The 12,343-nt window shown below is 49.5% G+C and carries 9 protein-coding genes; 1 reads left to right on the top strand and 8 read right to left on the bottom strand.

The genetic code is table 11. From position 1 onward, the window contains the following. Window positions 1-41 precede the first annotated feature (41 nt). On the bottom strand, window positions 42-1,385 hold the full coding sequence (locus tag QM529_06470; protein ID MDI9314299.1) for an NAD(P)/FAD-dependent oxidoreductase: 1,344 nt from the start codon (window positions 1,383-1,385) through the stop codon (window positions 42-44). Between the two features lie 17 nt (window positions 1,386-1,402). Next, the gene (locus QM529_06465) at window positions 1,403-1,795 is read right to left on the bottom strand and encodes a GtrA family protein (GenBank protein MDI9314298.1); all 393 of its coding nucleotides are present in this window, start codon (window positions 1,793-1,795) and stop codon (window positions 1,403-1,405) included. 250 nt (window positions 1,796-2,045) lie between these two features. On the opposite strand from QM529_06465, the gene QM529_06460 reads away from it, so the two are divergent. Beyond that, window positions 2,046-3,722 carry a formate--tetrahydrofolate ligase gene (locus QM529_06460; GenBank protein MDI9314297.1) on the top strand — a complete coding sequence of 559 codons (1,677 nt, stop codon included), beginning with the start codon at window positions 2,046-2,048 and terminating at the stop codon, window positions 3,720-3,722. A 746-nt stretch (window positions 3,723-4,468) separates the two neighbouring features. Here QM529_06460 and QM529_06455 read toward each other — a convergent pair. From QM529_06455 to QM529_06430, 6 genes are all read right to left on the bottom strand, one after another. Then, on the bottom strand, window positions 4,469-6,841 hold the full coding sequence (locus QM529_06455; protein ID MDI9314296.1) for a cell envelope integrity protein TolA: 2,373 nt from the start codon (window positions 6,839-6,841) through the stop codon (window positions 4,469-4,471). A 181-nt stretch (window positions 6,842-7,022) separates the two neighbouring features. Next, window positions 7,023-7,778, bottom strand: a complete 756-nt coding sequence (locus QM529_06450) for a cupin domain-containing protein (GenBank protein MDI9314295.1) — start codon at window positions 7,776-7,778, stop codon at window positions 7,023-7,025. A gap of 37 nt (window positions 7,779-7,815) precedes the next feature. Continuing rightward, window positions 7,816-9,102, bottom strand: a complete 1,287-nt coding sequence (locus tag QM529_06445; protein ID MDI9314294.1) for a glycosyltransferase — start codon at window positions 9,100-9,102, stop codon at window positions 7,816-7,818. A 175-nt stretch (window positions 9,103-9,277) separates the two neighbouring features. After that, entirely contained in the window at window positions 9,278-9,781 is a 504-nt protein-coding gene (locus tag QM529_06440; protein ID MDI9314293.1) for a DUF2155 domain-containing protein, read from the bottom strand. A gap of 42 nt (window positions 9,782-9,823) precedes the next feature. Further along, window positions 9,824-10,498 (bottom strand): DUF502 domain-containing protein, encoded by a 675-nt coding sequence (locus QM529_06435; GenBank protein ID MDI9314292.1) that lies wholly within the window; start codon window positions 10,496-10,498, stop codon window positions 9,824-9,826. A 28-nt stretch (window positions 10,499-10,526) separates the two neighbouring features. Further along, window positions 10,527-12,278 (bottom strand): NAD(P)H-dependent oxidoreductase subunit E, encoded by a 1,752-nt coding sequence (locus tag QM529_06430; GenBank protein MDI9314291.1) that lies wholly within the window; start codon window positions 12,276-12,278, stop codon window positions 10,527-10,529. Window positions 12,279-12,343: the final 65 nt, after the last annotated feature.

The following is a 12,343-nucleotide window of genomic DNA, read 5'->3' as shown; positions in this document are numbered from 1 at the left end:
AATATCGGCTATCAACAAATCGCAGGGCGATTTTTTGATAATTAATTATTGTGCGCAATGATGTTTTGCGCCAGTGCCAGCCCCTCGCGCACCGCGTAATTGGTGCCTCGGTCCTCGGGGTAAATTTGCGCCATGGTGCAAAGGTAACCATTGCCAAGCGGCATGGCCTGCGGCGGAATCATCCGCGAATAATTTTTTTCCATAATCGGTTGGGCAAATGGTTCGCGCCAAATGTTATATTCGACTATCCAATCCTTGGCAAAATCGGGGAACATTTTTTTGACATGGCTGACGCAATAATCAAGATATTGTTGGTTGTTGTATTTCCACAATTTGTCGCTGGTGGCGATGTAACGCGATAAAAAAACTATCGGCGTGTTGCCGTAATTTTCCGGCGCGTCAAAATTGGTATGTTCGATAACCCCAACAAACGGAAACCCCGGGTCGTTGACATTTATCCAATAGGTCGAGGACAGGCTTTTTTTCAAACGCAACACAACGCATATATTGCCCAAATGTTTAATGGCGTGCATTTGCTTGTGGAAGGCGGCATTTTTGTAATCGCGCAACATGTCGCTGACCAATGGCATGGCCGGGGTGAAGATGTATTTATCGCCGCTGATGGTTTTTGTGCCGTTGCGTGTTTTCAGCGACAGGGCGGCGATGGTTTTGCCGCCCTTATCAATCACGGCTTTTTCCACCGCGGTGTTTAAAAAAATATCCCCGCCGTTTTTTTCCACCGCCGCCGCCAATTGCCGCGCCAATTTGCCAAACCCGCCGTTGTAATAAACCAATTCCTCATCGCCCTTTTTATTGCGCGACCCACCGCGCAGGGTTAATTTTTTCCACATCCACACCGCATTGACGTCTTTGGCGTAAATCGAAAATTTTGATTCTATCAACGGCCGCCACACAATGTCATAGGCACGGGCACCGCAAATCGGTTTCAGCCATTGCTCGATGGATAATTTTTCCAACGGCCGCCAATTTTTTATCATCCGCACGCGAAGCACCATCAACCCCAAACGCACCCGGTCGATAAAGGGCAAGGCACCAAATCGGAGCAGGTCAAGCGGCGTCGATAACCGCCAGACTTGCTTGTTATAATAAAGCCCGACGCGCGACGCCAGGCGTTTGATATTTTTTTCCAAACCCAAATCTTTTATCAATTGCAATATCGCCGTGTCGTTGTTGAACCAATGGTGATAGAATTTTTCCAACCGCACGCCATCGGCAAATTCAAAATCGCCACCCAGGCCCCCCACCGCGTCATCGCGTTCGACCACCGCGACGCGGTAACCGGCGCGCGTCAACCGCCAGGCCGCGGCCAACCCGCCAAAACCGGCACCAACAATCACCACATCGTATTTTTTTAAATCCTTCATGTTTTTATTTCGCAAATTTATTTGGCAAAGGTAAATAATTTATTCAGGGTAAATTGCACCACCAACGCCACCCCCATGGTGATAATTTTTGCCGATAATTTATCCAGCATCATGCCATCGACCAACAAAAACAACACCGCGCTTGATACCAAAAAACCCACCAACGCCACCAGGTAAAATTTTAATAAGCGGTGCCATGTCTTGTCGCGTTTTTTAAAATTAAATTGGCGGTTCAGGGCAAAACTAACGCCGGTGCCCAGCATGTAGGAAGCCACATTGGCATAAAGATAATATACCCCCGCCCAGACCAGGCCGCTGTAAGCCACAAAATCGGTCGCCGCGCCGCCGCCGCCGCATAATATATAAAATACAAAATGCCGATTAGCAAAAAATGTAACAACCCGCTTCATTGGTTTTTGCCTATCAGTTTTTGCTTTTTATTACAATCGGTTGTGGCGGGGGCAAATAGGGATTGCACAGCTTGCTTTTGCGCTACTATTCGGCTAGTCTCCGCCATGAAGAAAAGGGCGGTTTTTTCAACAAAGTTAGGCAGTTGGTTTTAATCGATTGTTTGATGGTTGAATCGGAATAGGCCGTTCTTTTCTTTATCCTATATATTTATTAACGTTATCTATTTTCTTAAAAAAAGGCAGAGCATCCATGGCGACAGTCCCCAGCGATATCGAAATTGCCCGCGCGGCAACAATGAAACCCATCAGCACCATAGCAAAAAATTTGGGCATACCGGATGAAGCCTTAAACCCCTATGGCCGCACCAAGGCAAAAATTGACCGCCAGTTTTTAGACAAATTACCCAACAAAAAAAGCAAACTTATTTTGGTAACCGCCATTTCGCCAACGCCGGCGGGCGAGGGCAAAACCACCACCTCGGTCGGGTTGCACGACGCATTATGCCGTATCGGTAAAAAATCCATCGTTGCATTGCGCGAACCATCGCTCGGCCCATGTTTTGGTGTTAAGGGTGGCGCGGCCGGTGGCGGTTATGCCCAGGTGGTGCCGATGGAAGACATCAATTTGCATTTCACCGGCGATTTCCACGCCATTACCTCGGCGCATAATTTGCTGTCGGCATTGATTGACAACCATATTTATTGGGGCAACAAATTGCGCATCGACAGCCGCCGTGTTTCGTGGCGTCGCGTGCTCGACATGAACGACCGCGCCCTGCGGCAAACCATCATCAGCCTCGGCGGTGCCAGCAATGGCTACCCACGCGAATCGGGTTTTGATATCACCGTCGCGTCGGAGGTCATGGCGATTTTCTGCCTGGCGACATCGCTGGAGGATTTGGAAAAACGTCTGGGCGATATTGTTATCGCGCAAAACATGGATAAAGAACCGGTGCGCGCCCGCGACCTAAAGGCCGAGGGGCCGATGACGGTGCTTCTTAAAGACGCCTTCTCCCCCAATTTGGTGCAGACATTAGAAAACAACCCGGCGATGATTCACGGCGGGCCATTCGCCAACATCGCCCATGGTTGCAACAGCGTTTCCGCCACGACCTCGGCCTTAAAACTGGCCGATTACGTGGTGACCGAGGCCGGGTTTGGTGCCGACCTGGGTGCGGAAAAATTCTTTGATATCAAATGCCGCAAGGCGGGTTTAAGCCCGGCGGCCGTGGTGGTGGTTGCCACCGTGCGTGCGTTGAAAATGCACGGCGGCGTGGCCAAGCCCGACCTGGGCAAAGAAAACGTGGCGGCATTGCAAAAAGGCCTGGCCAATTTAGAACGGCATTTACAAAACCTTGGCAAGTTTGGCGTGCCGGCGGTGGTTGCCATCAATCGTTTTCACCAAGACACCGAAAAGGAATTGGCCGCGATTGGCGAATTCACCGAAAAAATGGGCGTGTCGGCCTTTCCCTGCACCCACTGGGGCGAGGGGAGCAAGGGCACCGAGGCCTTGGCCAAAAAAGTGGTCGAGGTCGCCGAAAGTGGCATGGCGCAATTCCGCCCGCTTTACCCCGACAACATGCCATTGTTTGACAAAATCACCACCATCGCCCGCGAAATTTATCGCGCCGATGAGGTGCAGGCCGATAGTTCGGTGCGGCAAAAATTAAAAACCTGGGAAGACCAAGGGTTCGGCCATTTTCCGATTTGCATGGCCAAAACCCAATATAGTTTTTCGACCGACCCAAAATTAATGGGCGCGCCATTGCACCATAATGTGCCGGTGCGCGAGGTTCGATTGGCCGCCGGCGCGGGGTTTATCGTCGCAATTTGCGGTGATATCATGACCATGCCGGGCTTGCCGTCGGTGCCATCGGCGGAAAAAATCCACCTGAATAAACAGGGTGAGGTCGAAGGTTTGTTCTAGCTTATTGCCAAAACCTATTTGGTGGCGAAGATAATGGCGGGCTTTGTCAGGCCTGCTAATAATATTTTTTGTCCTTTTTTTTCGTCAAGAAATTATGGAAAATTATAAATGGCTTTGGCTGCTATAACAACGGCCATTCCTGCTATTGTTTTGGCCGCCGTGGCGATGATATAGAACCATCAGTCTTGAGTTTTTATCCGCTCCCCACCCCTGCCTTACCAAGGGTGGGGAGCAGAAAAATGCGAACCGAGGTAGTTGTTGTTTTCGGAAGGTCCGCAAAAAACTCAAATCTAAAATATATATAATATATAATATTATATATTATATAAAATTAGATCCCACTCAACATTAACCTTCAACATTTGTCTCTCCTACTTTCTTTTCCTTAAGTATTTGCCTTGTGCCTTTTGTCTTTTGCATTGGCTGTTGAAGAATAAGAAAAAGATTATTTACCTGGCGACACGTCCATTCTATAGCAATCGGACGGGTGAGCAAAGCGGATTCTATTATTTTATTTTTTAAAAAAATAAAATATAAAATATCTTTTTCCCTATCAATAGGTTTTTGTCGTTTTGCCCAAGTGATTCTTTTGCAAAAAAGAATCTTATTTCGCTTTTCCCCTGGTTAAGAGTATTTTTAGCTTTTTTATCTATTGGAGACATTATTGCATGTTATACACCGCTGACGATTCGCCCACACCCCATCGCCCAAAAAAATAAATTTATAAAAAAACCAACCTTAGAAATTTAAACCCAAACCACCGCCAAAGAACCCGATTGGCTGGTGTAATTTACGTTCTGTCGATTGTTAATCGTCAGGTTGCTGTCGTCATAAATTTTTGTCTTTTTAAATTCATGCAGGTAACGAATATTCATATCGGCGTGGAGCATGCCGTAATCATATTCAACACTAACCTGTGGCGCGATAACCAACCCTATATCTTTCGCTATATCGCCCGGGTTATTAATTGGTAATGCCGGGGCCAGGACGCTGGGTATCGGCGTTGATTGCGGCAGTGTTTTTGGCACCGGCGTCGCGTCTGGGCCAATCGCTGTCAGTAACGGCTCACGGTATCCGCCGGCGGCGGTCAATCCCGCCTGCGTCTCTGGTGATAAACTATCCCAAACATTATATCGCACCGGTGTTGGCGGGCCATGTTCAAAATCGGTTGCCCCGTTCAATACGGCGGCACCCGTAAAGTTTTTATCTTCAGATAAAATTTTATCCCATACGCCATAGGCAACCGTGCCGCTTACATACTTAAAAGAGCCTGGTCTAATCCCACCCTCAAATGCCCCACGATCCTCTTCCAGCATGCGCGCAAACTCTGCATCCCTGTCGCGTGGCGGTTTTTCGCCTGGCTTACAAAAATAATTATGCCACGCCGGGGGTGCCTCGCCATACCCCTGACTATCGTCATATTTTTTGCGTAGGAAGCCATCATCGGCCGGATTAAAAATATCGTCGCATTTAGTATGGATAGAGCTGTAGGGTGTCGGCCCTTCATATGTCGCACCACTGGCCACCCGCACACCGCCGCCTGCCCCATTGCCTGCTTGAACGGGTTCCTTATGCCAATAGATATTTGGCCTATTAACCCCTATGCCAAGGCCAATGCGCATACCGAAATGCCCGTCGCTGTCCAATTTAAAACGATAATTCGGCGTCAGGGTGACGATATTGTAATCGGTTTTGTAATTATATTGGTAATCGGCATTTTCGCCCACACCGATGGCGGTGATATTATTTTGAAAACCAAGGTAATCGACCGACAGGCCAATCCCCAGCTGATGGGTATAACCGAAGGACACCCCATAACCCATGGTGTGAAATTGCGAAGTGCCCAGGCCCAAAGTTTTAAAATTATCCGGTTGCGAAAAATTGTAAATATAACCGACATCGGCCTTTAATATTATTTGCCCGCCGATAAAGCGGCGTAGCGCGGCCAGCCCTGATTCCACATCTTTTTGCTGTTGTTCCGGCGATTCGGGCGGCGTGGTCGGTTCGACATTTTTAATAACAAACGACATGGTGTTTGCATTGGGATTTTTATCATCGTTCCTTCGCGGGTTTTCTAACTGCCCTAGGTTTTTTCTGACGCGTTCGCTATTGGCCTTGTTAATTGCGTCCCGGCGGGCTTGCGCCTCGGCCGCCAATTTTTCTTGGCGAGCTTGCGCCTCGGCCGCTAATTTTTCTTGCCGTTCTTTTCTGGCCGCTTCTTCTTGCGCACGTCTTGCCTTATCCGCCTCGGCACGTTGCTTGGCAAGTTCGGCCTGGCGTGCTTGTCTATTCTTGGCGGCTTGTTCTCTTAGGGCTTTCTTTTCCCCCAACGTCGTGGCTTGTTTTTCCTTCAATGCCTCTTCCTGCTGTGCTTTCTTTTCTTCCCGCGCAATTTTATCCGCCTCGGCACGTTGCTTGGCGGCCTCCGCACGTTGCTTGGCCAGCTCCGCCTCGCGCGCCTGTCTTTCCTTGGCGGCTTGTTCTCTTAGGGCTTTCTTTTCCCCCAACGTCGTGGCTTGTTTTTCCTTCAATGCCTCTTCCTGCTGTGCTTTCTTTTCTTCCCGCGCAATCTTATCCGCCTCGGCACGTTGCTTGGCGGCCTCGGCACGTTGCTTGGCCAGTTCTGCCTGGCGTGCTTGTCTATTCTTGGCGGCTTGTTGCTTATTTAAAATATTCACCGCCCCGGGTTTTATATTTTCGCCGGTGCCATTATCAAGGTTGTTAATATTTTCTTCCTTCGCCGCCACCGGCACGCCGGTTTTCAACCCGCCGCAATAACCGATGCAAAAAATAAGCGTAAAAACCGGCTTTTCCTTGACGATGCTTAATTTCCCAACCCCCAGGCCGGTGCCGGGTTTACATTTGTTATAAAATCCTACGTAACTAACCTTGTGGCCGCCAAGCGTGGCGATGTAACAGGTCGCCTCGTCCAGCGACAGGGTATGGGCAACCTCGCCCTCGACTTGCGGTTGCGCGGCAGTGGCGACATTAATATTTAAATTCGTGATGCTGTCCGCCGCCACCATTTGATTGGATTGAGCAAAAACGATAGGCGTCGATGTAAAAAATAATGCTATCGATAAAAAACATATTATAATTTTTTTTAAAAAAACGCCCATACCCAGCCATTCCGCTTGTGTAAGGCCAATATCTAAATGTCTGTCCCCTCAAAAAATCCGCGATGGCGCGCGCCACAACCTCTACCGACTTCATTCTATTCTAAAACCACGCGGATAGGAACAACCGACGGGTTAGTTATCGCAAGTTGTCTTTCGCCGCAAAAATAAACGATAAAAATAATTAAACAATCAAATATATTTTTTTAACCAGCCGATGCACGCGGCACGTGCCGCGCCAATCCTTTGGAAAAAAAGCAAGGGTGTCGGGTTTTATTTCTATCACCTCGCCAGTTGCATCGTTGGTATAGGTCGCATCGCCGACCAAAAAATGACAATATTCGTCGCGCGTTACATGACAATGCCAAAACCCCGGGGTGCAGGTCCAAAAACCACATTCGGCACTGCCGTCACCCGCGCGGTTGAGGAGCAAGCCGGCGGTTGTGCTTTCGCCTTCCAACATCGTTGGTATCACGCCCCAATTTTTTAAATCCTTCGCCAACAATGTCGCCAGGGGATTGCGCAACAATTGCGGTCGGTCGGGTGTGCCGGCCATTTTTTGGGTGGCGGAAAGAATATAACTAACCCGCAATGGTTCGACCACGCGCGCCACGCCGCGCCAACCGGCGGGGAACAACACCGCGTCGTTGGCGGCCATGGTTATTTTATCGCCGGCCGTTCCCTCATATTCCACCTGGCCCACCATCACCCACAATAATTCATCGCGCGGCACCGCCAATTGCCATCGCCCGGGGGTGCAGGTCCAAAGACCGGTTTCTATAGCCGGCATTTTATCCGTCGCAACCGACTTATGCAACAATCGGCCATGCGAATGGGATGCCGTGCCGTCCAACGCATCGGGTTGCGGCCCCCAATCGGCCAGGTCGTTATAATGGCTTGCGTCATGAATATGCGGCGCGCTGGATTGTAAATTCGTCATGTCGTTTTTCGTGGTAATTATTTGTGAAAGGCGGGTGTTATAAAAGCTCGGCCAATAACCGCGCAGCCTTCTCCGCCCCGGGTTCTGCCTGCATGGTGCGCGACGCCATGGCCAAATTATGTGCCATGGTTTTATCGGTCAAGATGGTGTGGATGGCCTTGGCCATTTCATCGTTCGTCCAATTATAGCGGTCAAGTTTTAACCCGTGGTGGGTTTCCTGCAGGCGGGTGGCATTGTCATGCCCGTCCCACACATAGGGCAAAATAATCGCCGGCTTGCCAAAATACAAACATTCGGTGAAGGAATTATTACCGCCGTGGTGGATAACGCCGTCGACCTGGGGGATGACCGAGGGTTGCGGGAACCATTTGGCAAGATGCACATTGCCAGGCACGTTTTTATAGGAATCGATGTAATCGCCAACATTGACCAAGGCGCGATAGGGCAAGCCGCCGACCAAATCGATAAGCCGTTGCAACAATGCCGTATCGCCCGCACCCAACGAACCGAAAGAAATATAAAGCAACGGCTTGTCATTATGGTTGGCGAAGGTCGGGATTTTATAACCTGCCTCGCGCCGGACGCATCCCTCCAGGTATTGGAAACATGTCGCGTCAAGCGGGTGACGGCGTTTAAATTTTACCGCGCTGGGGTAAAGCAACAGGTTGAGGTAGGGCGATGATTCAAAAAATTGCCCCAGCGGATATGGTTCCTCGCCACAATCTTGCAAGAACCCATTGAAGTCGGCATGGATGGTTTTTATCACTTGGTTAAAATGGTCTTCAAATTTTTTAAATCCCGCCGTGTCATTTTCGCCACAACCCGACAGATGCGGCGGAATCGCCGGGTCGGGTATTTCGTTTTCAGAACATGAAATCACCCGCACCCACGGCACCTGATGTTGTTGGCTGTAATGTTTGATGGCGGGAAATAAAATAACATTATCAACACACACCATGTCCGGTTTGACATCGGCCAAAATAGTGGGCAAGGATTTTTCCGCCCATTTGGCGGTTGAGACAATCGCCGCCCAGCAATCCTTCACGTAATTATCGATTTGGTCATAGGGGCTTTTGCGGAAATTCGGAATATGGCCGTTGATAAAATCTGACCAGTATTTTGCCATCTCCGCCGCCGGCATCGGTTCCGACATTGGCACATGATATTCGGTAAAACCATATTGTTGAAAAACGCCGGTAAAGCCCGGGTCGCACAAAAACACCGCGCGATGCCCCAATTGTTCAACGGCCTGGGCGATGCCGACCGAATTAAGGGCGGGGCCGAAGGCGGCCTCGGGGAAAAAGGCGATGGTTTTACCAGTCATTTTTTTTATCAATTTTTTATTATTATGATATTAACGGCAATTTTCTTTTGGTTTGTGCAATTGTTTCGTGCAATGGGCTGGTCGCGGCAACCCATGCCGCGATGCCAAAGCCAAAACTAAACCAATTGTAGCCTAGCCGGCAATAAATGCAAGCCTAAGATTAAAAAAAAGTAGATTAGTCGCAACCAATCAACCAAACATCATATATCGCGTGGTCAAGCGGGTTGAGGGCGGGGGAAGATGAAAACATCCACCCCGAAAAAACCCGAGTCTCGCCATTGGCATTTTTAACCGCCACGCTTTCGGTTGTCTCCCCCGGTTTTTTGCGTTGCGCGCCACCATCCCAAATTTGGAAAAACGCCACCGAATCGCTGTTCGAATTTTTATAGCAAGCAAACAACTTAATCTTCAATTTGCCAAATCTTTTTTCTGTGCCGACCGGCATTTTCTCCTCGCGCAATTCGAGCGTCAATTTATTCAGCATGCGCGTGGTGGCGGTCTTGGCGGCCTTATTATTTGTCTTGCCTGCGGTGGCGGGCGGCGTCCCATTATTATTATCGGCGCTATTATCGCCACCATCGGTCTGCGCCATCGCCAGCATCGGCTTGCCCATGCCAATAGCAATGGGCGAACAAGCCAACACCACCCAACAACAGGTGGTGACAATTTTGCGTTTCATTATTTTTTACCTTTTTTATTTTTATTATTTTTTTTTACTTGCTTATTTGCTCGCTTTTTTAGCAGTCAGTTTCTTTATCATTTTTTTATCAATGATGTAATGGCCTTTAGCACGTTTTTTCTCTTTTTGCGCCACCCCCAAGGACACCATGTAACTTAGGGCGTCCTTCACTTTCATATCCAGCCGGATGGTTTTTGTTTCATGCACAATGAACAGCGTGCCGCTGGTCGGTATCGGCACAAAGGGCATAAATATCGTCAAAAACCCCGGGCCGAGTTTTTTTTCTATCTCGTCCCCCGGTTGGTGGTTGGTGACAAAGGCCAGTGTCCAAACCCCGTCTTTCGGGTATTCGACCAGCACCGCGGCCGAAAAGGCGTCGGTGCCAGTTCCAGTGGTAAATTTTTTGAAAATATCCTTGATGTTGCCATATAATTCACCCAAAAATGGAATTTTTTCCAACAACCAATCGAGTGAATCGACTATCAACCCGCCCCCGCGGTTGGCGGTAAAAAAACCAACCACCAAAAAAAACAACAATAGTATCAAAATACCCAAGCCATGAATATTGCCGCCATATTCGTCGGGGATGAATGGCAACACATTGCTGTCGATAATACCCAACACCCAGCGCACAATCACCACCGTCAAATAAAGCGGTATGGTGGCCAGCACGCCGGCCAAAATATATTTGCGCAATAGTTTAAAGAATTTTTTCATGGTTTTTATTATATATTATAGCATAGATTTACAGCGCGGTAAAATCATTTGGGAAATGCGCCATCGCCGATTTGATGGGGTTGCTGGCGGCCTGGCCCAGGCCGCAAATCGAGGCATCGCCCATGACCTGCGCCAATTCGTTGAGCAAATCCTTATGCCATTGGCGACCCTGCATCAGGGTCAATGCCTTTTCGGTGCCGACGCGGCATGGCGTGCATTGGCCGCATGATTCATGTTTAAAAAATGCCATGAGGTTTTCGGCAATGTCGGCGATGTTATCCTTATCCGACAACACCACCACCGCGGCCGAGCCGATGAAGCAACCATAGGGTTGCAGGGTATCAAAATCGAGCGGGATATCGGCCATGGTTGCCGGCAATATACCACCCGACGCCCCGCCTGGCAAGTAACCTTTAAACTCATGGCCATCGGCCATGCCGCCGCCGTAATCGTCAATCAATGATTTTATGGTGATGCCGGCCGGCGCAAGTTTCACCCCCGGGTTTTTTACCCGCCCCGACAGGGAAAATGACCGCAGGCCGACGCGACCATTCGCGCCAAAACTGCTCCACCATGCCGCGCCGCGCGTTACAATTTCCGGCACCCAATAGAGGGTTTCGACATTATTAACCAGCGTCGGGCGATTAAAAATACCAACCTGCGCGACAAATGGTGGGCGGTTGCGCGGCAGGCCGCGTTTGCCCTCGATAGATTCCAACATCGCCGATTCCTCGCCACAGATATAGGCACCGGCGCCGCGCCGCAATTCGACCTTGATATCGCCAAAAAATGGTTCGGCCTCGCGCAACGCATCTTGCAACAACAACCTGATATCGGGGTATTCGCCACGCAAATAAATAAATATCTTTTCGACGCCGACAATTTCAGCCGCCATCAACATGCCGCTGATAAATTGGTGCGGGTTGTTGGCGAGGTAGAAATAATCCTTGAAGGTGCCGGGTTCGCCCTCGTCGATATTCACCGCCATTAATTTTTTGCCGGCAAGGTCGCGCACGATTTGCCATTTTTTGGCGGTGGGGAAGCCCGCCCCGCCCAGGCCGCGCAAATTGGCCGAACCCAACATTGCCAATACCTCGTCGCCAAATTTTTTATCGGCGCGAATTTTTTTTAACAAATCGTAACCCTTGACCTCGCCGGCTTGAAATTTTGCCAATGGCCATGGTTGCAACCTATCGGCTGACACCTCGCCCTTTTTAATTTTGTTGGCAATGGCCTCGACCCCCGATTTGCCCTTTAGGTCGTAGGCGTAGGAAAGCCCAACCTGCGCCACCGGCGCGTGGTCGCAATGCCCCATGCAGGCACTGGGTTTTATCCGCACGCCGCTCGGTTTTATTTTTTCCAAATCGCTTATCAATTGCCTTGCGCCGGCCATCATGCAAACCACCGAATCGCACACCCGCACCGTGATGGCGGGCGGGGTTTCGTCATCTTCCAACATATCGAAATGGTCATAGAACGTGGCGACCTCGTAAACCTCGGCCTCGGCCAATTTCATCACCTCGGCCAATGCCTTCACGTGTTTTTGTTTGATGCCGTTATATTTGTCTTGGATTAAATGCAGGTATTCGATAAGCAAATCGCGCCGTGGCTGGTTGTTGTTTTCCGGATTTAAGTCCTTGGCATTTTCAATTAAAAGAAGAACCTCTTGATAGGCCGAATCATCAAGCGGCCGTCCCTTCATGCCAAATGGCCGTTGCTGTTTTTTAAATCCCGGGTGGGCAAATGCCTTGGCGGGCTGGTTGTTTTCTTTGGCAGACATGATTTTTGACCTGAAAATAACCTTTAGCCAAAAACGCCGTTATAAGCAACGAGAATTTATGGGGC

It is taken from the genome of Hydrotalea sp. (assembly GCA_030054115.1).
Taxonomy (GTDB): domain Bacteria; phylum Pseudomonadota; class Alphaproteobacteria; order JASGCL01; family JASGCL01; genus JASGCL01.
The sequence above is the reverse complement of the archived record's forward strand: the minus strand, read 5'-3'. Positions and strand labels throughout refer to the sequence as shown.

Coding starts and splice junctions, on each gene's coding strand:
- QM529_06470 (MDI9314299.1), bottom strand. CDS start 1,385: ATGAAGGATTTAAAAAAATACGATGTGGTGATTGTTGGTGCCGGTTTT.
- QM529_06465 (MDI9314298.1), bottom strand. CDS start 1,795: ATGAAGCGGGTTGTTACATTTTTTGCTAATCGGCATTTTGTATTTTAT.
- QM529_06460 (MDI9314297.1), top strand. CDS start 2,046: ATGGCGACAGTCCCCAGCGATATCGAAATTGCCCGCGCGGCAACAATG.
- QM529_06455 (MDI9314296.1), bottom strand. CDS start 6,841: ATGGGCGTTTTTTTAAAAAAAATTATAATATGTTTTTTATCGATAGCA.
- QM529_06450 (MDI9314295.1), bottom strand. CDS start 7,778: ATGACGAATTTACAATCCAGCGCGCCGCATATTCATGACGCAAGCCAT.
- QM529_06445 (MDI9314294.1), bottom strand. CDS start 9,102: ATGACTGGTAAAACCATCGCCTTTTTCCCCGAGGCCGCCTTCGGCCCC.
- QM529_06440 (MDI9314293.1), bottom strand. CDS start 9,781: ATGAAACGCAAAATTGTCACCACCTGTTGTTGGGTGGTGTTGGCTTGT.
- QM529_06435 (MDI9314292.1), bottom strand. CDS start 10,498: ATGAAAAAATTCTTTAAACTATTGCGCAAATATATTTTGGCCGGCGTG.
- QM529_06430 (MDI9314291.1), bottom strand. CDS start 12,278: ATGTCTGCCAAAGAAAACAACCAGCCCGCCAAGGCATTTGCCCACCCG.